The organism is Providencia sp. PROV116 (assembly GCF_028482485.1).
Classification (GTDB): Bacteria; Pseudomonadota; Gammaproteobacteria; order Enterobacterales; family Enterobacteriaceae; genus Providencia; species Providencia rettgeri.
This window is the reverse complement of sequence record NZ_JAMPQO010000001.1, coordinates 92,866-115,664: the sequence shown is the minus strand read 5'-3', so window position 1 is coordinate 115,664 and position 22,799 is coordinate 92,866. Positions and strand designations below refer to the sequence as shown.

Here is a 22,799-nt window from a genome sequence, read left to right as displayed (position 1 = left end):
CACTGTGACAAATTATTGTATACAGGAGTCATTTTATGACAGATTTCATTAGTGCAAATCAAAAAGCATGGGATAAACAAGCTGAATCACAACTTGCTTGGTCAACCCCCGTTGATTCCAAAACTATCAATGATGCCAAACAGGGAAAATGGCAAGTTCATTTAACACCAACTCCTGTTGATGATACTTGGTTAGGGAATGTAAAAGATAAAAAAATTCTTTGCTTAGCTTCTGCGGGGGGGCAGCAAGCTCCGGTACTCGCGGCAGCAGGAGCAAATGTGACTGTTTTTGATTTTTCTCAGAAACAGCTTGATCAAGACAAAATGGTGGCAGAAAGAGATAATTTAACCTTAGAGATTGTTCAAGGTGACATGCGATCATTACACATGTTTGCTAATGAAACATTTGATATTATATTTCATCCTATTTCTAATCTGTATATTCCGGATGTTAACCCTGTCTGGCAAGAATGCTACCGTGTTTTAAAACCAAATGGACGGCTGTTATCCAGTTTTTTTAATCCTGTTGTTTTTATTGGGGAACGAGATAAGCAATATGACGAACAAGATATAATAAAACCAAGTTACACTATGCCTTACTCCGAACTATCTACTTTATCAGCAAAGCAAATAGCACAAAAGCAGGCAAAGCAAGAAGCTTTTGTATTTGGTCATTCACTGACAGATCTCATTGGTGGGCAAATAAAGGTAGGTTTTCATATCACAGGCTTTAAAGAGGACTGGCAACCTAATCCACGCTTTGTCGTTGATAATTATCTACCCACATTCCTAGCGACGATGGCAGTTAAATCAAATTAATATTAGTGACGCTCGTTTTGCTAGCAACTCAACGAGCTATCATTAATTTAGCTTCTTTTACAATATCTATCCCACACAGCTTCAAATTGTTCTGCGGGAATAATATCATCTGTTTTTTCTACAAAAGGAATGGATATCATTACTTTTCCAGCTCTATTTTTATGAAGCCTAACGATAAATCTTTTATAGCCATGGGGTAACTCATTTTCAAAACCAAAGACTTCACCGCAATAATAGCCCGTTTCATCCCCTTCTTCATTTTTCGTCAATACATAATATTGAACATTTTTATAATTTGCAGCCGAAGGGTAAGCAAGAAAATCTTCGACAGAACTTTTCACTCGGCTTTCGGTATCTAACTCAGCATCAAGTTTAACTTCAGTCATAATTCCTGCAATATACGCACAGCCAGTAACTAACAGTAATACCAGGGTTCTTAATAACATTTTAATGGTACAGCTCAATAGAAAACATTGCTTATCATTATAGTTAATACTTAAATTTTTACGACTATAGCCAACCATGTTTAAGCCGTCAGCATATCGAGAGAGTTTAGTTTTATGATGTTTTATAGCTAATTATTTTACTCTATGTTATTTATTGAGTGAGTTGCCATATATAAACTAATATTGCCGCTGTTATTATCCAAATAGCGGTTGCCATACTTAAACTTCCCCAAGCGGTCATTTTCGTTGCTAATAAATATACCGTTAGTAAATACATTGCATAAGGAATGAGAGACCAGAGCCCAAACAGTGCAGTTTTTCTGAGAGCTTCTGTTCCTTGTTCTTGAACGACGATAACATGAGCAATTAATGCAAATGTAGGAAATAACGGAACTAAACCTGCAATATAGTAAATTTTACTACGTGAAAATAGTGCAATAATCAATACGGCTAAAGCACCTAAAAGGCATTTAAAGAATAAAGAAAGCATACCGCACTCTAGACTCAAATTTTAAACGTTGACTATTATTATCACAAATCACTCGTAAATTAACTCTCTTGTAGGTAGCAATCTACAACAATTATTTCCTCTTATTCCCTCGTTATCAGTAAAAGTTGCCTAATCCCTTTCAATTTTATGAGCTAAGTCAAATTGTTGAATATAAAGTATCCAGAATTAGTGCCGATACATTTACTTAGTCCCTACGCCTGATGCTTTCGCGTGACTACATATAACTTTTTAGCTATCGGACAGCTTCGATTTGCTCATGGTTAATAACGTTATGTTTAGAAGTCGTTCTTAGTATGCGTACAAACATACTACTCGATGGTATGAAAGGAAATAATCAATGATGTCTGGTAATTTAAAAAAAATTAATTTTAGTTCGGCTAAATTCTCTTTTTCTGGTTTTAAGACAACAACCCTAGTCTGGTTTATTTCAGGCCTGCTTATCGCCCTTCTTCTTTCAACCTGTTGGTTTTTCTTTAGTTCTTTAAAACAATATCAAGAAACATTAAACAAGCTCGATACTATCTATAACGAACAAACACAGTTGAATAATACATGGCAGTCTTTATTACAGGCACGAAATACTTTAAATCGTGCTAGCTCTCGCCATTTGTTGATTATCAATAAGATGAAAACTTCAAATACTGACATAGATAGCCTTATCGAGTTTTATCATAAAAAAATGGCAGAAACAGGTAATTATTGGGATGCATTCACTGCCACCTCACTCTACAAAAACAGCGATAAATTTGCTGAGTTAGAAAAATCATATAAAGCGTTATATGCTGCATTGAATGAACTTTCAGTCTTTCTAGTTCAAGGAAAAACATATGACTTTTTAAACCAGCCGACTCAAGGATTTCAGGATACATTTGAGAAAAACTACGTAAGTTATCATCAACAATTAAATAGTAGTTATCATGATATTGCTCTTGCAAGTGAGCAACTGTATAAACAAAGTTTGATTGGTTTAATCATTACTATCTCAATAGTTATCCTCTTAGCTCTATTTATTCGATTTATTCTACAACTTTTCTTTATTCGCCCACTAAACCAAGTTATTGATGGTATTGAAAAAGTTAGCCAAGGCGTTTTATATCACAGCTTTGATAATAAAGGGTTATATGAGATCAAGTTACTTAAACAGCATGTGTCTAATATGCAAAGTAAATTGATTGATATCGTCAAAAATATTTATGACAACACTCACCATATAAAAGTTGAACTTGGTGACATCACTCAAATGAATCACGACCTTTCTATTCGAGCAGATCAACAGGCCGCAGCCATTGTTGAAACAGCAGCCAGTGTCGAAGAGCTCGATTCCTCTTTTAAATTAAATACGGCCCACACTAACCAATCGTGTCAATTGATGTCCGAGACGAGTGTAACGATTGATAAAAGTAATGAACTTATTTCTGATGTTGTAGAAAACATGGATGATATTGTCGATTTTTCCAAAGAAATCAGTAAAATCACCTCCACCATCGATAACATTGCTTTTCAAACTAATTTATTAGCATTGAATGCCGCTGTAGAAGCTGCCAGAGTGGGTGAACATGGCAAAGGCTTTGCGGTTGTCGCAAATGAAGTACGCGAATTATCAATTAGTTGTACTCAGGCATCCAAAGAAATTAAGCTATTAATTAATAATTCAAACGATAAAATTAATCACTGTTTCCAATTAGCTGCGGATGCAAATGATAATATCGTTTCAATTGCACAAGACACATCTAATATCAATGAAATGATCCAAAGTGTTGCCCTTGCTTCGAATGAGCAAACCCATGAGGTAAGCCAAATACACTTAGCAATTAATGAGTTAGATAATACCACACAAGCGAATGCAGCAATGACTCGCGAATTGCAATCATCCTTAAAAGCGTTAGAATCTCAATCAGATTTATTAGAAGATATTATTTCTATTTTTCACACTGAACCGAAAACTGACCATGAAGTTGACAGTGATATTCACCACGAAGTGAAAAAAGTAAAACAATTTGTCTAATCATGTATTATTTTGTATGCAGTTTATTTAGGAGGTTGGCTTTCGATGGTCGCCTCCGATAATTTTCTCATGTCCCTCTCATTCCTCCAATTTTTGTTACTATGTTTTATCGCCATTTAATAACTTTTTACAGTTTATCTGATATAACTGATTACGATTACTTCTATTAAACATGAGTTCATGATGACAATAAAAATTACTGTTCTTGTAGATAATAATACCCTGATTGATAGTTATTTTTGCGGTGAACCCGGTGTTTGCTACTATATCGAAGCTGATAATAAAAAAATATTATTCGATACAGGCTATTCAGATATATTTATTGATAATGCACATATCTTAAATATTGACCTTGCTGATATCACTGATCTGGTTCTTTCTCACGGCCACAATGATCACACATGGGGCTTAGGTCACTTAATTCAACATTTTGACCGCCGTAACATTGAAATACAAGAAGCTAAGCACCTGATATACCATCCAGATGCCTTAATTCCAAAAAAATTTCAATCTAAAGTCATCGGGGCGAATACACCTAAAGAGTTTTTAGCTTCTTATTTTCATTGTATTGAAACGACTAAGCCATATTATCTTTCTGAAAATATTATATTTTTAGGCCAAATTCCTAGAGCCAATAGCTTTGAAGGAAAAGAACCCATTGGTACTACCCTCGACTTCAACCATAATATCGTTGACGACTATGTCTTTGATGACTCTGCACTTGCCATTAAAACATCGGAAGGCCTAATTGTGATAACGGGTTGCTCTCATTCTGGAATTTGCAATATTACTGAATATGCAAAGCATGTAACTGGCATCAATAACATTGTGACTGTGATAGGCGGGTTTCATTTGCAGCAAGCCTCAGAAGAAGTTTTAGAACAAACAGGTAATTACTTTCGCCAGCAAGATTTAAAATTTATACACCCATGTCACTGTACCGATCTTAACGCCAAAATACATTTAGCGAAATTTGCGCCCGTACAAGAAGTTGGCACAGGGTTGCAGTTAACTTACTCAAGTTAATATAAAACCAGTTAACAAAAATAGAATAAGGTAAAACCTAGTGTTACATTAGGTTTTACCTACACCAGTAATATTAAGCCCTTACAAAAACAATCAAAATTTAGGTTCTTGAACCCAAATCTTCATCCGTATTACTGCCTTTAATCATTCTTGTCATTTCTTCGCAACGGATAATTTTCCCATCTTCTATTTGAAAACAAGCAAATACCTCAAATTCACTTATTGAACCATCTTTTTTAGTCGCTTTTGCCAGATGCTGAGTATGAACACAGCCATCCCCTTCTGCGATCGATTTTATAGTAATAACGATTGATTCAGTGGCTTCTTTCAATACCTGCAAATGGGCAATAAACTCATTAAAATTAATTTGTTTTCCATCAACAACTTGGATATATTTATCTGAAAAATATTGCTTAGCCACAGACAACGAACCTATATCCTCGCCCAATACCACATTTAATGCTTGTGTTACCCACTGCGCGTTAGTCATATTTTATCCCTTATTATAAAAACAGCTTTCATAATTGTTATGGGAGTATTATTTTGTATTTCAAGTCAAAAACCAATTTATTATCTTTTTAATTTTATTCTTATACTATATTTCAATAATTTCTTATTTGTCCGTAATTTAATCTACAAAATACCACTTAATTTACCATTTTTATGATTACTCTGATTTGGATTAAGCACTAATCACTGGTATTATCTAATGGTCTATCTAAGCAATAGACACCTTATAACAATAACTATAAATATACATTTCCATTAGATACCCCTGCATGCAGGGGCTTTTTTTATTAAATAATTTCATTCCCCAAAAAACCATTATTGATAACCTGTGACTTTTTCCTCATTTTACGACTCTCCTAATTGCTAACATCATACTCCAATCCCATACTTTTTAAGCATTGTGAAAATATCTTAGCTAACCACCTAAAGAGGTTAATCATGAAGTTACTTTTGTTAGGATGCATACTTACTGCTTCTTTTTCTTTGCAAGCAATTGCCGCTACTGAAATGCCGATCCGGCTAGTTATCCACGGTGGTGCAGGTACTATTACGAAAAACACAATCACGCCTGAACAAGAAAAAGCATACCAAGATAAACTAAATGAAGCGCTAAAAGCAGGTTATAACGTATTGAATAAAGGAGGTTCTAGCCTTGATGCAGTACAAGCTTCCATTAATGTAATGGAAGATTCGCCTTTATTTAATGCAGGCAAAGGTGCGGTATTCACTCACGATGGAAAAAATGAAATGGATGCCTCAATTATGGATGGTAGTAACCTGAAAGCAGGCGCCGTTGCTGGTGTTACCAATATCAAAAACCCAATCAATGCCGCCTATGCTGTTATGACAAAAAGCCCTCACGTGATGATGGTTTCTAAAGGTGCTGAGCAATTTGCTGCAGAGCAAGGCATTGAAATTGTTGATCCATCTTATTTCCGTACTGATTTTCGCTGGGAACAATTGCAAAAAGCGAAAGAAAAAGAAAAAATCGTATTAGATCATGATGGGAAAACAGCTGCACTATTTGTAGACCCTATGTTATACGATTATAAATATGGCACTGTTGGAGCTGTTGCTTTAGACAAACAAGGTAATCTTGCAGCTGGTACATCAACAGGGGGTATGACAAACAAACGGTATGGTCGCGTTGGCGACTCCCCTATTATTGGTGCAGGAAATTATGCAGATAATAATACCGTAGCTGTTTCCGCAACAGGCTCTGGAGAAATGTTTATTCGTACAGCAACGGCTCATAATATTGCAGCACAGGTAAAATATAATAAAGCCAGCCTTTCTGATGCATCTCGTAATGCACTCGATGACGTTAAAGCTATCGGAGGCAGTGGCGGTGTAATTGTATTGGATAAATCTGGCAATTACGCAATGGAATTTAATTCAGAAGGTATGTACCGTGGAACTATAGGTGATGACGGTATCCCCCATGTATCTATTTATAAAGAATAAACTTTAAATAAACAACAATCCCTCAGACTTAATTAATAAGTATTGAGGGATTTTTATTTCTATTATGACAATATTAAGATGAATGTCAGTTACAATCTTTAACTATTTGTAAAAGAAATAAACATGCAACTAGAGTAGGTTAATTAATAATTATAACTTTTATAAAAGGTATTTTTATGCGATTTAATCTAACTCAAGTAAATATATTAGAAGAAAACACAAAAGTTATAGGGTTACATATAACTTTACTCGGTGATGATAGTTCTGTTTATACACTTAAAATGGATATAAAAGGTTTAGATACCATGAATATGAGCTTAAGAGATATAGAAAAGTATGCCATTAAACAACTTAAACATAACTTTGAACATTGTTCTAATGGTTAAATTTTACGATTACTTCTAGGCAATAATAAAATTTATTGCCATATAAATAAAATTTTTACTCTTCATCAGGATTTTTAAGCACTTTATATATTTCTTCTTTTAATCGTAGTTTCTGTTTTTTTAACTCAACCACCTCATCGCCATACCCTCTTCGGTCTGAATGTTCCAATCTTGCAATTTCATGGTCTAACTGATTATGTTTTTCAAAAAGAGCACGAAAATGTGGGTTTGATTGGCGAAGTTGAGAAATTAAATCGCGATACTCTGGAAACATAAGTTATTTCTCCTGCGTTAGTTTTATCAGCACATAATCTAGTCATTTTCACCTAAATCAAGAATAATATCATCCACCTTATATCAAATTTACAACCGACTTCAACTAAATTCCATGTCATTTTGAGTTAAGCATCATCACTATGTTAGCTTAAGCAAGTTATTAATACTTTATTTATGGGTTCATTAAGTTATCAATAAAAGACAGCATCATAATGACTCTATTACACAATGCGTTAATGTTAATATAGCGTTTCTACCTCTCATGAAATTTAAGCCAATGAGTAAGGTACACTCGAAAATTTAAGATATCTATTTAGAACTCGGGAAAATAAATGCAAATTAAAAATACCGGCGAAATTGAGCAAGAGATTCAGGTATACCTTGTGAATTCTTTCACACAAAATAATACTGGTGGTAACCCTGCTGGTGTTGTTCTCAACCCGCCAGCACTTAGCACCTCACAAAAAACAGCTATTGCGCAACAAGTCGGTTTTTCAGAAACAGCATTTGTCTATACTGGCGAAGAAACTGATTTTGAAGTAGATTTCTACACCGCTGAAGGTGAAGTCGATTTTTGTGGTCATGCCACATTAGCGGTGTTTTTCACTTTAGCGTCACTTAAGCTGATTTCCTCTGGGTGTTACACCCAAAAAACCAAGGCCGGTATTCTAAGTGTGTCTGTTAGCCCGAACAATATCGTTATGGAGCAAGCGCTACCCACCCTGCGAGATGGACCTAATATCAATGAAGTTGCAGCAGCCCTTGGCATAACGAGTGACATTATCACTGAAACAAGCTTACCTATCATGATAATTTCAACTGGGTTACCCGACATTATTATTCCCGTAAAAACAGGTTATTTAGATTTACTACAGCCTAACTATGAAACAATAGCGAAACTAAGCCGTGAATTCAATACGATCGGCTTCCATGTATTTGAGTTAAGTAACACTCTTCCTATCACAGCGCATTGTCGAAATTTCGCACCGCTCTATGGAATAAATGAGGAATCGGCAACAGGCAGCGCTAGCGGAGCGCTTGGCTGCTATTTGGTCAATTATGTCTTACCAAATGAAACTCAATTTCTATTTGAGCAAGGTCGTGCCATGGGATGCACCTCATCGATTCAAGTAAATATTCACTCACAAGCGAAAAAGATTACTCAAGTGAAAGTTGGCGGCCAAGCCACCATGATGGGAACTCGATTAATACATATTTAACTAGAAACACAATATGTTAGGCCATAAATTATGATTTAATTATTCAATAAAACAATGAGGCTAGCACATGCAAGATTGGAACCCTGATTTGTATCTGCAATTTAAACAGGAAAGAACTCGCCCATCATATGACTTAATCAGCCATATTCATGCCGATAACGCATGTAATTTAACCGATTTAGGTTGTGGTCCAGGTAATTCAACTCAAATACTTCGTGAAATGTACCCATTAGCAAGAATAATTGGGGTCGATAACTCTCCGGCCATGCTAGTTGAAGCGAAAAAGAACCTTCCTGACTGCCAGTTTATAAATGCAAACATTGAAACCTGGGTTCCTGAAATCAAACAGGACCTTATATTTGCTAATGCTTCGCTACAATGGTTACCTGATCACAACCTATTATTTCCTCATCTAGTTAACCAATTAAAAAGTAACGGTATTTTAGCCATTCAGATGCCAAACAATTGGAATGAACCCACACATGCTTTAATGCGCAAGGTGGCCAATGAGCAAACTATTTCTGCTGTCAATAGAACAGCACTTTTATCAATAGCTGAATATTATGATTTGCTTTCAACAACCCATTGTTCTGTTGATATATGGCAAACAACTTATTATCACGTCATGCCATCGATTGATTCAATCATTGATTGGTTAAGCGCAACAGGATTAAGACCTTACCTTGAAAACCTAGGTAAAAAACAAACCAAACAATTTCTCGCTCGTTACCATGAATTATTAACAGAAGCTTACCCAACACAAGACAATGGTCATGTTTTAATGCCATTTCCTCGATTGTTTATCATCGCAAGAAAGCTTAACTAATTAGTATGGAAACTTTTCCCACGGATGGGATAGTCTAGCAATATAATGCTATGCTGTTAATCTATAACTATCTTCTATTAACTCCTTAAGTTCATCATCAGTAAGGCGCCCGGGCAACTTTATTGTAATCCAATGCTCTTTATTCATGTGATACGCTGGATAAATATCATCTTTTAACCGCAATGAACCAATGAGTTCAGGAGGCGCTTTAAGGTTGATAATATTAATTACCTCCTCATTTTTATTTATTTCTAATTTTTTAGATGAAATACACATAATAATTGCAAACCATTTTGCGTTATTTTTTCGCCTAAAAACAATATATTCAGGATACTTCATCCATGGACTTTCAGGCTCCACGCCATAATTATACTGAATATAATCAATCAATTCACTTCTGTTCATTTTATCATTCCATCTCATCAATGATGATTAAATAAAATTACTTACCTACAGAATTATACGCCTTCTCGCTCACTCTGTAACAATATCTTTATTAATGCGGTTATGCTCAAAGGAGCTTTCTTTTACTATAATTCTTATGGCAACATGAATATCAGCAGTGAATCTTCTAGAGGAACTATCGCACCGATATTTATTTTTCAAACGATAAATTAACAAAGAATAGTTACTAAATAGAAATCACTTTAATGCTCCCAAGCAACCACAACACCATTGTAGTGAATAATGTGCTTAATTACTGACATCGATTATCCCAAATCTTCTGAAAATCCGGCTCAGGGATCATTTCCCCCTCGAAATCAAATAAAGGAATAGAAAACACGCACTGGCCTTCATGATTAGCAGCAACTTCAACAATAAACCGTTTATACTTATATGGTAAATCATCTTTAAATGTAAACACTTCACCACATACATCCCCAACAACCTTATGACCCATCATTGAACCATGTGAATAGAATTTAACATTCCTCATATCAGCAGCTTTCGGTTGGTGCATAAAATCCACTACTGTTTGTTTAGCGCCATCAATAAGGGTTGGTTTTTTACTAAAGTTTATTGAAACACCTATGATAAAGGCTAATAATATCAACAATAAAACACATAGAACTCGCAAAATTTTGGTGTACACAACAAGTTACCACTCCTGAAATTAATTACTTGTAATGTATTCCTAATATACGTTTAGGGCAATCATAACCCTCATTTAGCGTGTGATTTGCTTAAGTCCTTTGAAGAAAACCATATCTGTTTTGCGCTTACATGACCCCTTTTCTGTTAAAACTCGCTATTATCATTCGATATTGTATCTATCATGGCAAATAAAATCTGATACAAAAATTACAACTGATAAAACATCAATTATGTGTATTTAATCAATCTCGAATATATATTTATCCATTGTTTTATAAGAAAATTAATATTTGAGAGTGCTATTTTTACATTTAGTTAAATACACACCAATTTAATTAACATAGATAATGATTATTTAAATAATATAACAATAAATACTAAAAACAATCTTTACCTTTGGAAATATGAATAGCTATACTGTTTTATTTTTCAGCAGTAAATAAATAATAAACGCATGGTTCCATATTGAAACGAGACATGAAAATTTCACCCTTCACAATTAATTTACTCAAGTATATAAAACCACTGCCGATACTCTAAATAATCACGACTAGATTTAATATAGATCCGTTATTACTCATAGTAAAATCAGTACATAATAAAATTCCCTGGACTGATTTATTATTATCCAATCAATTAATTTGTAACAAAACATTTCAATTGGTAATATTTTATTACTAATATGATACAGCATTGTAAATAAGGATATTTATATATGTATAAATTAAATAGAAATATAGAATAAAAAAATAGAATAAATAAAATACTAAACAATAAGCATAATTTAATCATTAAAATTAATATTCAATGTATCATATAAAAATGAAATCGCAAATACTCTTTATGCGAGTAAATGCAATTGTCAATTCATTTATCTCGCAATATTGGAAAAATAGCAAAAACTGATTTAATTGCTATTTATCAATATGTTGTTACAAGCTGAAAATTATAATCAAACGATTGACTTTTCTCTTTCAATCGATTACGCCTATGAAAAATATATCATTAAGCGTTTTAAACGATTGTACTTAATATTATTATTTGATTAATTTTTATCTCAGAAAATTCTTACTCACTATAGGGGTTAATATGGATCGTGCTATTTTAAATAGCAAAGTAAACATCTTAATTGGAAATTATTTAAGGCAGAAACGTATCGAAAATGATCTGACAGGAGAAGATATAAGCAAATTACTTCATGTCAGTCAACAACAGGTTTCACGCTACGAAAATGGTGTTAATACTATATCATTCAGTCTAATTTTAATGTTTTTAATACAATTAAACATTAGCGTAGAATCCTTCTTCGTTTCTTTATTAAAAGAATTGGAGAGCGAAGGTGAAATTATTGATTTGGGTTTAAATTTATATTCAAATTCATTACCCAACAGAAAACAATATCTTTATTTATAATAACATTCATTATCAACAAAAATACTGCACCAACACCAATATGCTAGAAAAAGAAATAATAAAGAAAGAAATCACACAAAGGAATAAGAACCTTGGTGAATATATAAAAATTATAAGAGTGAAAAATAAAATATCAACTCATGAAATGGCAATTAATTTGGATATTACAGAAAGTCATTATATAGAGTATGAGCATGGAGGCACCTCAATTTATGCAGATCATTTAATAACCATATCTAAAATTTTTAATATAAATATAAATGTATTCTTAAATGTATATATGAAAAACTAGATATTACCACCTGTGTTAAAAGGCTTGGCTGCTGCTAGCCTTTTAACCTTTTCCCCCTGATTTGTCTACATGCTTAAACTTGAAACTAAGCCATCGAGTTGGGCAAAAACCTATGTTATGACCGAAGAATTTTTCTAAATGCACAAACGGGAGTTTTAAGCTCTCGTTTTTCATCTCATAATACCAAGACTATGTAATGCACTACCCTTAGGGTTTATTAACAATTTATTGAATTGACAATGATTATTATTCAGTGCTAATTATGATTATAATCACTAAGTTTGAACATTTTTCTTTACGCAAGATTAGTAAGTTAACCAAATACCCTGTAGGGCGTAACATGAATAATTACTGCTTTTTTATCAAGTCGGAAAAAACCTAAATCAAGCGAACAAGAAATACAAAAGCTGCTGGCTATATACAGCAATTTGAAGAGGTTGAAGCCCCTTCAAGCAAGAAAACACTTGAACGTTTTGCCGATACTCGCAGTGAAGAAGTTAAAAATATCTATGCCTTTGCTGGTGCTGATATCCTTTTAGGCATCGTTGGCGCTGTCGCAATGGTGTTTAAATAGCGTAGGCTGAAGATTACAAAAGTAGATGCTGAGAATATATGCATTCAATTTCCTCATAGCGTGTTTGCTTCTATCCTGATAAGTTTACTAGGTTGTTAGTCCGTATCTGATTCATTATATCCACACGAATTTTCAAGCAAATCGTGGTGAACAAATAACTACAAATATAATAACAACAAACTTTAAAAATGCGCTAAATAAGTCCGGTTCTGATTGTGGAGAAAAAACGCCAACTTTATTCTATGAGCGACGCTCTTTATCAGAAGGCTATATCTCGAATAGAGAATTGATACATTAAACTCAAATCAATCCTCTCCATGATATCGACTCGTTCTTATTGGAAAACCTAACCACTTAAAATAGATAAAAAGGAATGTCTTAATGTTGTCTAAAGTCACTCGATTATTCCCATTATGGGCTCTACTCTTATCCATATTTGCTTATTATACACCAAACTCATTTACAGGGATCTCCCCGTTTATTAGCTACTTACTGATGCTAATTATGTTTACTATGGGAGTAACACTTAGAATTAGCGATTTTAAACGCGTCGTGACAAGACCCGCCCCAGTGATTATTTGTACCTTTATTCATTACTTGATTATGCCCCTAGCAGCTTGGCTTTTGGCTAAAGCTTTTGATATGCCAGCTGATCTTGCCGTTGGAATGATATTAGTGGGTAGCGTGGCGAGTGGAACGGCTTCAAACGTGATGATCTATTTAGCGCGCGGGGATGTGGCATTATCTGTTACGATTTCATCGGTATCTACCTTGGTTGGCGTATTTGCAACACCTTTATTGACTCTGTTATATGCAGATACATCAATTAGTGTAAATGTCATGGGTATGTTGCTGTCTATCTTACAAATCGTAATTATCCCTATCATTGCAGGGTTAGTCATTCATCATCTTTTCAGTGAAATAGTGAAAAAAATTGAACCATTTTTACCTTCTTTATCAATGATTTGTATATTAGCAATAATCAGTGCTGTCGTTGCAGGTAGCCAAAGCCATATTGCTTCTGTTGGATTTATGGTCGCTATTGCTGTTGTATTACATAATGGAATCGGTTTAATTGGTGGCTATTGGGGCGGGCGTTTATTTGGTTTTGATGAGTCAACTTGCCGAACTTTGGCAATTGAAGTTGGCATGCAAAACTCAGGGTTAGCAGCAACTTTAGGAGCGCAATACTTTGGTGCTATGGCTGCTCTTCCAGGCGCATTGTTTTCTGTTTGGCATAACTTATCGGGCTCTTTACTCGCCGGATATTGGCAAGGAAAACCAACTAAATAGATACTGTTTGAATACTTAATATCCCCATTAAAAAATTGAGCTACCCAATAATTTGGGTAGTTCCAGTAAAAAGACCATTCCTTGTCATATAGAGGACTAAAGATTTAATATAATGAAAGGTACTCCGCAATAATTTGCCCTTGATGCATTAAAATAATGTGATCAGCAAAGCGAGCCGTAAGGTTTAAATCGCGTAATACACAACACACATTTATTTTTCGTGTATTGACTAGATGCCGTAACAAACGAAAAAGATGTTGTTGGTGGTGAATATCGAGTACTGATGTCGGTTTATTCAAAAATAACCATTTAGATACAGGTTCATCTCCCCAAAGCTGAGCCAATAATATTGCCAACACCCTGCCCACCAGTGCTAAAAACTAACCATCTTGCCATTAATTATTCTCTTTAAGTTGCTTAACTAATAAACGAAAAGCTTCAAGTTGTTCCTGTAATAATTGACGGTGTTCATCACGCCCTAAGAAAATTTTAAACATGGCATCTCCTGATTGATTAAAAAATAAAATCGAGGCGGTATCCATTCCCATAAACTTTCGTTCAATTAGTGCAATATATGTACAATTTTCAGCTTTGATATGCCCTGCCATGCCTTTTTTGCCACGTAAATTAAAATAACCATGGCGATGAAAACCTGAAGGCAACTCACCTGAAAATTCTAGAATAACATCCTGAGTATGAACTAGCGTGGTGACATTACCCCATGTGTGGACAGCATCCCAAATCAAGTCAAAATGTTTTCCTATCGTCAAAGCCATATCGGGCAAATGTCTTACTACATCCAATAAGGTGGTATCATATTGTTTTGCAATAGTTTCTAATGTTCCATCGGGCTCTGTTTTCAAAAAATCAGCTAACGCTACATTACTCATTAAATGTTCCTTTACGATATTTTTTCTTGCGTGAATTGGATAGAATTAAGATTCACGATAATCTCTTGAAGTGATTGAAGAATATTACTTGCCCAAAAACGGCCTTCATTCGTTAGTCTTAAATCAGTCGAAGTATCTTGTGTTAATCCTGACTGATACCACTGCTGTAAGAGTGGAGACAGCATTTGTGCATGAGGGGTAAATTGTTCAAGTACAACTCGCGCTGTTTCAATACCAGCCTGTAAGCGATGGCGCCATTGATACTGCGGATCGGTCGTCTGCATCATCATCATGAGCGGTTTTCTTTTCGCATTAATTGCTTCATAATACGAGGTCAGATTCCTCTCCCCCATCCATGAATATCCATTGATAGAGCCCCCGGCACCAGAGCCAAACGCCAAGCAATCAGCCCCTTGTTTAATCAACAAATTATATAAATTGCGCTCCCGTGTTGTCCGCGCCCAGTGGCTATTACTGATGCAGTGCCAGCCTTGTTTATCCATAAATTCGCAGCCTTGTAAATACAAGTCACGACGCTTGGCAGGATCAGGAACTGTGACTCGATTATTTTCAACCGCTTTACCAAGTGGCGTACTTGGGATCAAATTAAGTGCATAAAGGTCGACACCATCTAGGCCAATCTCACTTGCAATTCTCAGGTCTTCACCCCAAAACTCGGTTGTCTGCTCAGGTAAACCAAATAACAAATCACAAACCACCGCCGCTCTATCTCGATGGCACAATTTTTCCATAAATTTCCGAGCTTCCTCACCATTTGATGTCCGGGCCATTTTTTTACGAATTTTGCTATTAAATGACTGAATACCAATTGAAAAACGATTTGCTCCTGCATCTAAGCATGCATCAATACGTGCATCATCAAAATTAAGAACTCTCCCTTCAATGGTTATTTCACAATCAGGAGCTAATGGTAAACGAAGGCGTAACACATTAATAATACGCGCTAAATCATTAGCAGAAAGTGCAGAGGGTGTTCCACCGCCAAAATAAACAGCATGGATCGGGGCAGACTGGTGTAATACGTTGTCGGCTTCCGTTTCAATCTCCCGGATCAAATACTCTGTATAAATATGGCTTTCAGAGGCATCATAGCGATTTTGGTAGAAACCACAGAAAGTACAATGTGTTGCACAAAAAGGAATATGTAGGTATACCAATCGCTTACGTGGTTCGAACGTCGAATTGATTAATTTCTGCCATGTGTCTTGTCGTTTATCAGCACTAATTGGTACCGCCCCGCGCCAAGGCATTGTTGCATGCCTATCTTTAAATGGTTGATGGCCTTCTAATGCAAAATAAGGCGATAAATCAATATCATATTTCATATTATCACTCACTATCGGTTTCATCTGGCCAAATATTGTGGTGTAAAATCTCAACGGCATCCGCAATTCGAGGCCCCATACCTAAAATGAGTGCCTGATCGATACTCACAATGCGTTTATTTTTCCAAGCAGAAGTTCGGGTAAGTCCGGGAACTTGTTCTAGCTGGTTAAGGCCCTTTTCTACCATCTGGCTGGTTACAATGATCACTTCAGGGTTTGCCGCAATCAAACCTTCTGCGCTATAACTTCTGTATTGTGTGTGTTGCGCAAGATTGTTCGCACCAGCCAGTGTCAAAATGATATCGGCAACGCTACCTTTCCCTGCAATTTGTGGCGCACTACTACCCGCGGAAAGAATAAATAGCACATTGATTTTTTTGCCTTTCTTTTCATTTATTTGAGCAATATTATCCAATCGGCTACGTAACTGATTAACCAACGCATTCCCCTGTTCCGGTTTATGTAACACCTCCGATAAGGTATGAATATTGAGATACATTTGTTCAACCGTAGCTGGTATTCGAGGTAACGTTAATACACTAACTTTTTGCAGTTTTAGCTGATCAAAAACCAATTGAGGGCTTGCATCTTGCCAAGTGACAAACAACGTTGGATGCAAAGATAAAATTCCTTCGGCACTTAACTGTTTCCAATAACCAATATGAGGTAATTTTGCTGTTTCCACTGGCCAACTTGTTGTTTCATCAACACCAATCACTTGGTTTCCAGCGCCTAAAGCGTAAACTAACTCTGTGAGAGAGCCTCCTGCCACAACAATTCTTTCACTCGCAGCACTCACTATTGAAAAACTGAGTACAAATAGTGCAGCTATCATTTTTTTCATTTTTAGAATTTCCATACAAAGCCTGTTGCAGCGCTAAAACCAGAAGCAGGGATTGATTCGTGGGCAGTTTGGTATTTTTTATTGGTTAAGTTATTTAACGATAAGTTAATTTGGTACTGATCGTCTGAGCCAAATTCTGTATTAAACGCAAGGTTAAGAGTGGCCCAGCCTGCTGTGCTCGTTGGCTTTTCACCCGTTTTATCCTGTGCTTTTGCAGCAGCTCGAAGATATAAATCTGAGGTTAAGTTCACTTGGTCTAGAATCAATTGATGTTTAGCTCCAAAGCGCCCACTAACATTAGGCTCTCCGGTATCCCAAGTTTTTATATTCACACCATCAAATTGACGACGTAAATAATTCCCTGTGGCATAAGGAGTGATATCCCATCCTTGGTATTCGACGGTCATTTCTAGCCCGTATGTTTTCGCACGATTGATATTGTCATAATAGTGATATCCTGTTCGTGAAGAATTACTGTTTCCACTGCATATTGACTGCCCTGAACATGTGACTAAAGCGATATAATCCTTCGCTTCAGAATAATATAAAGCGCTATCGATATACCATTGATTACCGTTATAACGCGCACCGATTTCATAGTTGTTAGAACGCTCTGCTTTTAGTCCCTCATTTCCATAATTGATACTTCCCCCCGCTGAGGTTTGCATAAATAATTGGCTCAATGTTGGAAATACATAACCTTGAGCGAATGCGATACGCAGCTCTGTATTCTCAAACCCTGAATACCGTAAGCTTGTTGATGTAATAAATTGATTATCATGCGTTTTTGAGCTTTTAAGGTTATGATAAGTGTTCCCCGTTGTTGAGTGATTTGTATTTTCAAAACCACTTAACAACTCCGAACTTAACCAATATTGCCGCGCCCCTAATGTCCACTTCCAATCATCTGCAAAAGCATATTGATTTTGAGCGAATATCGACCAGTTTGTTTGCTCTGTTCGATTATGTGAATCACTGGTTTTTGTATAATTGACGGCAGGAGGGAACTGCGTTGAGCTTTGGGACTCTGTTGAACTTTTTGAAGACTGCTTTACACGGTCGCGCTGAAGCTGAGCTCCCACAACCAGTTGATTATTCGCGGGTAGTGTAATATCTGTTTGTAGTGTGATCCCTTGAGTATATTGTTTGTCATTCGATTGAGTCTGATTAGCTACTCGTAAATCGCCAATCATTGGGCTCCCTGTTGGTGTCACAACCGCCAGCTTATTTTCAAAATCACGCTCAATAGTTTGTTCATAAGCATCTAAATGAATATTTTTAATATATTCACCATCCGCTTGATAATCATAAAAAAGACCAATTTTTTCACGAGTTAAATCAGGAATTTTGACACTGAAGTGTTCATAGCTTGGGTCTTCATGCCATGTTTGTGTCGACAATTTATATCTATCAAGGGAAAGACCAAATTTATGTTTACCTTCGGTGTAACCTAACCACATACCTTGGCTATTATTGCGATGGTTCGTATTTTTTAGGCGCCCCTCGGGAGTATCTCTGTCACCTTGATCGGAGTAACTTCCGTTGAGCCGATAATCAAACTTACCTATGCTCCCCCATGCCGCTGCTGACTCTTCCCACCCTGTCGTTGCGGAGTTATATACCGCCTTAACAGTGCCTCCCAATGGCTTATTGCCACCTTTTTTGGTTATGAAATTAACGATACCACCAATAGCTTGAGAGCCGTAAAGTACTGAATAGGGGCCTTTCACCACTTCAATGCGTTCCAATGCGGATTCATCAATAAGCAGCCCAGCACCATAATCTTGCCCTGCCCGTTGATAAGTGACTTCTTGCCCATCAATTAAGATCAATACTCGAGAAGATGCTTCCCCACGAATGCGAATTTGTTTACGTCCCGCTAAGGCATTATCGGTAATTTCAACACCTGGAATATCGCGTAAATCATCTGCTAGCGCTATGTTTGTCGAACTATCAAGCTGTTGCTTATCAATGACTTGCATTGTTACTGGGCTATTCCATAAACTACTTTCACTTCGAGTTGATGTGACAACCATCGTTTCACTGGCATCAATATGGGCACGCGGTGGAGGCGTTGATGCAGAGAAGGCTCCTTGACTAACAAAAAGCGCTAATGAGCTGAGTAAAAATGTTCCATTAATATCCGTACGCATAGTTAACCTTTATGATAATAATAATCAGTATCATTACCATTTATAATTTAGGGACTAATTAATGGTCAATTAATAAATTGCAAATAGCATGCAACTTTGATTTAAATCAAAAAAGCATAACGAAAATTATAAGTCCACCCTCCAGCAATCCGCTGCTGCAGTGCGCCGAACTTATTCACCCATAAAACTGGAAGGGGAAATATTGCTCAAGGTTGCCCCTGTTCCTGAAAGAAAGGTCGTCAAATTCTCGCTGGAGCTTATTAAGTTCATAGAGGTTATGATTATCACAAGCTGTAATTTCTTAAGCTTTATGACAAAATTCGGGATGGCAATTGCGAATAATTATTTATGTAAATAATAAAATTAAAGCACTAAACTGTACCATCAATATCTTCAATGCTACATCGCACACATTTGAGGACTAGAATATGAGTACCTTTTACCAATTAACGGCTAGAAGTCTTAGTGGCCAGCTTGTCTCTATGGCAGACTACGCAGGTAAGGTGGTTCTAGTCGTTAATACAGCCAGTCATTGCGGTTTTACACCACAATACGGTGGACTTGAATCTCTCTACAAGAAATACGCCGCCCAAGGTTTGGTGGTGCTTGGTTTCCCCTGCAATCAGTTTGGGAAACAGGAACCTGGCAACGCTGATGAAATCGCACGGACCTGCTATATTAACTATGGTGTGAGTTTCCCGATGTTCGAGAAAATAGAAGTCAATGGAGCCGCTACACATCCAGTGTTTCGCTATCTTAAGAACGAACTGCCCGGTTTGCTAGGTAAGAGAATTAAGTGGAATTTTACTAAGTTTTTGATTGGTCGTGACGGCACCCCGCTCAAGCGCTTTGCACCCAATACTACCCCTGAAAAAATGGAAACGGCAATCTTTGCAGCACTTTCGAAAGAACAATCATAATTAAATATCTACATCACAGGAGATTGATTATATCTGTTATCTTGAAATAGCGAGAAACGGAATCCTTTTCTACCTGTAGTCTTCCCAAGAGTTTTCTTTGACGCCAAACTCAATATTCGCTTCCAATCCTTTTATCTTCTTGATTATAAGTGGGATAAATTGTGATATACATCGCGAATAATAAATTTTCTATCGCCGATATTTTCCTTTTCCAAACAACTCAATAGGCTTTGAATTTAGAATTCAAAATACCTCAAAATATTATTAACCATCATGATAATTTAAAATCGAGTCCCGCTTACCTGAATGCAATTACGAAACAAAACGAAGCAATGAAAGCAGTCATAGGTAGTTAATCTGGTATACCAAATTCTACAAATACTACTCAATGCATAGCATTTGTAGAATTAAATAAAAACAATCTCGAAGTATTCTAATGAGGGAAAACACCGAAGTTATAAGCACTGTAGATAAAGTAAGGATTAACCAATAATCCAAAGTAAGGAGTTTTTGACAGGCATACCACTTGAAGTTACCTTATTGTTATAGAAAACAAAAACCACACAGCACAACCTCATGGATTTCTTTGCGCTTTGTACTTAACCTTTGTAGCCTCAGAATACCCCCTTTAAAACAGGATAGACAGTATGCATAAAAACAAAGCTATATTAGTATGTTTTGTTATCGCTTTAGTAACAGCTTGTTCACCAAACACTAAACCCCAAACTAAGTCAGATACTTGCGAGATAAAAATGGATACTCCCGAAGGTAACTTACCTGGGAAAATAGAGCAGTCCAGTGGAAATAGTCCCGAATGTAAAGCGATTGAAAGAGCAATAGATAAAGCTATCTAACATACGAATTAGACAGAAGCTAGCAAGCGGAGTTTTCATTACAGAAAAGCCCCAATCATGGGGCTCATTAAAGATTTACGACTATTTATTGATAATAGTTACTCGCTTCACATCAACTTCTAATGAAGCCCACTCTTTATCAATTTCACCATCTAAACGAACTTTTGTTTCAGGCGTCACAACCTGTCCACGCCAGCGTCTATCATCAATATCTACAGCGATTGAGCCAGTACTATCTTTAAATTCGTAAAGCTCTTTACCAATCTGTTTAACAATATGACCTTCAAGTGAAACCCATGCATCATCAGGAAGCTCTTTCGCTTGAACGACAGTTGTCACTGCTTGAGCCGTTGCAACAAACCCACCTTTTGGACCAACAGAACCATCATTCGAAACAAATCCACCTGCATGGTTGTTAGCTAACACGCCAAATGAAGCTGCTGATAATACGAGCGCAATAATTGCCTTATTCATAATAATTCCTTTTGTCTGTTAATTTTTTATAGTTTATCGATTAAATCTTAACAGAACCTTAAGGCAAATAATTAACACTTTAGATCGGTTATTGCATATAACTACACATATAACCCTGACCAATCGTGACGATAAATCTTATGTTTATTTTAACTATAAAAAAGACCGCCTAAGCGATCTTTTATGGATAACTGATATAGCGCAGACGAATCGTTTAAATTAGGGGTGCTCAAATATCCAAGCACTGTGCGCTTGGTTCTCTCAATAAAACTTACATCATCTTTATAGAAAATAGTCAGATTCAGCGCAAAACCAGAAATTAACGAAAATAATTAGATGGTAATAATAAATATTCCACTTGTGATATGAGCTGACTCTTAAAAAAGAAAACCCGCCATTGCTGACGGGTCATAAATTATAACTCTATGATTTTATATCTTTATTTTCAATAGCTATAACTCGAGGTTTTTCTTCATCTGGGATTTCGTATTCAATGTCCAAAGTGAGTAAACCACTAGATAACTCAGCGCTTTCAATCTTTACATTCTTACCGAGATTAAATTCAAGCGAAAATTTATTTTGAGTGATTCCTTGATGGATCCATTTCTCTGAGTCATTAACTAATTCAGCTGATTGCTCACCTTGAACATACAATTTCCCACCTTTTAAGGATACGCTTAAATCATCTTCCTTATAACCTGGAACACTAATAGTTAATTGATAACTCGTTTCATTTATTTGTTTTAAATTATACGGATGTTCTGAAGTTAAAGGCCTATTACCTGTAAGTTGACTAAACAGACGATCCATTTGGTCAAATCTGTTAGAAAGTAAGCTATCCGATAATGTTGGGAATAATGAAAAAGATCTAATGTTAGACATAATTTCTCCTTCAATATTTTATATATCAAATTAAACACATACTACTCATGCACCATTAATTATGCACTTAGTGTAGAATAATGTTTTATCTTGGTGCACTTCTTATATAGTGTCTCTAACTAGAATTTCAAGCTTGTAATTACATTTCTTTACAAATTAATGGTCATAGAATAAAAGACACATCATTGCTGACAGGTCTACACCGTAATCCTAAGGTACTAATCGATATCTTCGAGAGATATAAAGGTAACAGATGAGCAACATATCGACGGTTACAATAG

General features: G+C 35.9%; 24 protein-coding genes and 1 pseudogene. 12 read left to right on the top strand and 13 right to left on the bottom strand.

Annotated elements, in window-relative coordinates:
• Window positions 1-35 precede the first annotated feature (35 nt).
• Complete coding sequence (locus PSE72_RS00645; protein ID WP_115167130.1) at window positions 36-818, top strand: class I SAM-dependent methyltransferase; 783 nt, start codon at window positions 36-38, stop codon at window positions 816-818.
• A 47-nt stretch (window positions 819-865) separates the two neighbouring features.
• On the opposite strand, the gene PSE72_RS00640 is transcribed toward PSE72_RS00645, so the two are convergent.
• Together PSE72_RS00640 and PSE72_RS00635 are read right to left on the bottom strand one after the other, a co-directional pair.
• A complete protein-coding gene (locus tag PSE72_RS00640; protein ID WP_238562889.1) occupies window positions 866-1,342 on the bottom strand; it encodes a hypothetical protein in 477 nt (158 codons plus the stop codon).
• Window positions 1,343-1,415: 73 nt separating this feature from the next.
• Window positions 1,416-1,754, bottom strand: coding sequence for a GlpM family protein (locus PSE72_RS00635; protein WP_004911490.1), 339 nt, complete (start codon window positions 1,752-1,754; stop codon window positions 1,416-1,418).
• Window positions 1,755-2,112: 358 nt separating this feature from the next.
• On the opposite strand from PSE72_RS00635, the gene PSE72_RS00630 reads away from it, so the two are divergent.
• Together PSE72_RS00630 and PSE72_RS00625 are read left to right on the top strand one after the other, a co-directional pair.
• Complete coding sequence (locus PSE72_RS00630; RefSeq protein WP_272690863.1) at window positions 2,113-3,780, top strand: methyl-accepting chemotaxis protein; 1,668 nt, start codon at window positions 2,113-2,115, stop codon at window positions 3,778-3,780.
• A 183-nt stretch (window positions 3,781-3,963) separates the two neighbouring features.
• The gene (locus tag PSE72_RS00625) at window positions 3,964-4,806 is read left to right on the top strand and encodes an MBL fold metallo-hydrolase (RefSeq protein ID WP_115167129.1); all 843 of its coding nucleotides are present in this window, start codon (window positions 3,964-3,966) and stop codon (window positions 4,804-4,806) included.
• A 100-nt stretch (window positions 4,807-4,906) separates the two neighbouring features.
• On the opposite strand, the gene PSE72_RS00620 is transcribed toward PSE72_RS00625, so the two are convergent.
• On the bottom strand, window positions 4,907-5,296 hold the full coding sequence (locus tag PSE72_RS00620) for a nuclear transport factor 2 family protein (protein WP_198641076.1): 390 nt from the start codon (window positions 5,294-5,296) through the stop codon (window positions 4,907-4,909).
• A gap of 458 nt (window positions 5,297-5,754) precedes the next feature.
• Between PSE72_RS00620 and PSE72_RS00615 the strand changes: the two genes are divergently transcribed.
• Both PSE72_RS00615 and PSE72_RS00610 read left to right on the top strand, forming a co-directional pair.
• The gene (locus PSE72_RS00615; RefSeq protein WP_115167127.1) at window positions 5,755-6,780 is read left to right on the top strand and encodes an isoaspartyl peptidase/L-asparaginase family protein; all 1,026 of its coding nucleotides are present in this window, start codon (window positions 5,755-5,757) and stop codon (window positions 6,778-6,780) included.
• Window positions 6,781-6,956: 176 nt separating this feature from the next.
• Window positions 6,957-7,166: a hypothetical protein gene (locus PSE72_RS00610; protein WP_115167126.1), complete on the top strand. Its 210-nt coding sequence runs from the start codon at window positions 6,957-6,959 to the stop codon at window positions 7,164-7,166.
• Between the two features lie 55 nt (window positions 7,167-7,221).
• Here PSE72_RS00610 and PSE72_RS00605 read toward each other — a convergent pair whose 3' ends face one another.
• Complete coding sequence (locus PSE72_RS00605; protein ID WP_004911507.1) at window positions 7,222-7,440, bottom strand: YdcH family protein; 219 nt, start codon at window positions 7,438-7,440, stop codon at window positions 7,222-7,224.
• Between the two features lie 334 nt (window positions 7,441-7,774).
• Between PSE72_RS00605 and PSE72_RS00600 the strand changes: the two genes are divergently transcribed.
• Both PSE72_RS00600 and tam read left to right on the top strand, forming a co-directional pair.
• Entirely contained in the window at window positions 7,775-8,662 is an 888-nt protein-coding gene (locus PSE72_RS00600) for a PhzF family phenazine biosynthesis protein (RefSeq protein WP_115167125.1), read from the top strand.
• Window positions 8,663-8,729: 67 nt separating this feature from the next.
• Window positions 8,730-9,488: a trans-aconitate 2-methyltransferase gene (gene tam, locus PSE72_RS00595; protein ID WP_217007707.1), complete on the top strand. Its 759-nt coding sequence runs from the start codon at window positions 8,730-8,732 to the stop codon at window positions 9,486-9,488.
• A 48-nt stretch (window positions 9,489-9,536) separates the two neighbouring features.
• Here the strand turns inward: tam and PSE72_RS00590 are convergent, their stop codons facing one another.
• Together PSE72_RS00590 and PSE72_RS00585 are read right to left on the bottom strand one after the other, a co-directional pair.
• On the bottom strand, window positions 9,537-9,893 hold the full coding sequence (locus PSE72_RS00590; protein ID WP_198641074.1) for an MmcQ/YjbR family DNA-binding protein: 357 nt from the start codon (window positions 9,891-9,893) through the stop codon (window positions 9,537-9,539).
• 292 nt (window positions 9,894-10,185) lie between these two features.
• On the bottom strand, window positions 10,186-10,581 hold the full coding sequence (locus tag PSE72_RS00585; RefSeq protein WP_115167124.1) for a hypothetical protein: 396 nt from the start codon (window positions 10,579-10,581) through the stop codon (window positions 10,186-10,188).
• Window positions 10,582-11,672: 1,091 nt separating this feature from the next.
• Between PSE72_RS00585 and PSE72_RS00580 the strand changes: the two genes are divergently transcribed.
• The 3 genes from PSE72_RS00580 (at window position 11,673) to panS (ending at window position 14,155) form a co-directional block, all read left to right on the top strand.
• The gene (locus PSE72_RS00580) at window positions 11,673-11,996 is read left to right on the top strand and encodes a helix-turn-helix domain-containing protein (RefSeq protein ID WP_004911517.1); all 324 of its coding nucleotides are present in this window, start codon (window positions 11,673-11,675) and stop codon (window positions 11,994-11,996) included.
• Window positions 11,997-12,036: 40 nt separating this feature from the next.
• Entirely contained in the window at window positions 12,037-12,288 is a 252-nt protein-coding gene (locus PSE72_RS19860; RefSeq protein ID WP_004911521.1) for a helix-turn-helix domain-containing protein, read from the top strand.
• 955 nt (window positions 12,289-13,243) lie between these two features.
• A complete protein-coding gene (gene panS / locus PSE72_RS00575; RefSeq protein WP_110731983.1) occupies window positions 13,244-14,155 on the top strand; it encodes a ketopantoate/pantoate/pantothenate transporter PanS in 912 nt (303 codons plus the stop codon).
• Between the two features lie 125 nt (window positions 14,156-14,280).
• Here the strand turns inward: panS and hmuV are convergent.
• From hmuV to PSE72_RS00550, 5 genes and pseudogenes are all read right to left on the bottom strand, one after another.
• A pseudogene (gene hmuV, locus PSE72_RS00570) lies at window positions 14,281-14,511 on the bottom strand (heme ABC transporter ATP-binding protein); the annotation flags it as partial.
• 39 nt (window positions 14,512-14,550) lie between these two features.
• Entirely contained in the window at window positions 14,551-15,045 is a 495-nt protein-coding gene (hutX, locus tag PSE72_RS00565; RefSeq protein WP_115167122.1) for a heme utilization cystosolic carrier protein HutX, read from the bottom strand.
• A gap of 11 nt (window positions 15,046-15,056) precedes the next feature.
• On the bottom strand, window positions 15,057-16,391 hold the full coding sequence (gene hutW / locus PSE72_RS00560) for a heme anaerobic degradation radical SAM methyltransferase ChuW/HutW (protein ID WP_115168276.1): 1,335 nt from the start codon (window positions 16,389-16,391) through the stop codon (window positions 15,057-15,059).
• A gap of 4 nt (window positions 16,392-16,395) precedes the next feature.
• Window positions 16,396-17,250 carry a heme/hemin ABC transporter substrate-binding protein gene (locus PSE72_RS00555; protein WP_115167121.1) on the bottom strand — a complete coding sequence of 285 codons (855 nt, stop codon included), beginning with the start codon at window positions 17,248-17,250 and terminating at the stop codon, window positions 16,396-16,398.
• The gene (locus PSE72_RS00550) at window positions 17,238-19,388 is read right to left on the bottom strand and encodes a TonB-dependent receptor (RefSeq protein ID WP_115167120.1); all 2,151 of its coding nucleotides are present in this window, start codon (window positions 19,386-19,388) and stop codon (window positions 17,238-17,240) included. The genes PSE72_RS00555 and PSE72_RS00550 overlap by 13 nt, the downstream gene beginning before the upstream one ends.
• A 428-nt stretch (window positions 19,389-19,816) precedes the next feature.
• Between PSE72_RS00550 and PSE72_RS00545 the strand changes: the two genes are divergently transcribed.
• Together PSE72_RS00545 and PSE72_RS00540 are read left to right on the top strand one after the other, a co-directional pair.
• Window positions 19,817-20,308, top strand: coding sequence for a glutathione peroxidase (locus PSE72_RS00545; RefSeq protein ID WP_109913092.1), 492 nt, complete (start codon window positions 19,817-19,819; stop codon window positions 20,306-20,308).
• Between the two features lie 647 nt (window positions 20,309-20,955).
• Entirely contained in the window at window positions 20,956-21,162 is a 207-nt protein-coding gene (locus PSE72_RS00540; RefSeq protein ID WP_115167119.1) for a thiamine biosynthesis protein ApbE, read from the top strand.
• An 81-nt stretch (window positions 21,163-21,243) separates the two neighbouring features.
• Here the strand turns inward: PSE72_RS00540 and PSE72_RS00535 are convergent, their stop codons facing one another.
• Together PSE72_RS00535 and PSE72_RS00530 are read right to left on the bottom strand one after the other, a co-directional pair.
• Window positions 21,244-21,636 carry a YgiW/YdeI family stress tolerance OB fold protein gene (locus tag PSE72_RS00535; RefSeq protein WP_004911541.1) on the bottom strand — a complete coding sequence of 131 codons (393 nt, stop codon included), beginning with the start codon at window positions 21,634-21,636 and terminating at the stop codon, window positions 21,244-21,246.
• A gap of 423 nt (window positions 21,637-22,059) precedes the next feature.
• The gene (locus PSE72_RS00530; RefSeq protein ID WP_115167118.1) at window positions 22,060-22,518 is read right to left on the bottom strand and encodes an Hsp20 family protein; all 459 of its coding nucleotides are present in this window, start codon (window positions 22,516-22,518) and stop codon (window positions 22,060-22,062) included.
• Window positions 22,519-22,799: the final 281 nt, after the last annotated feature.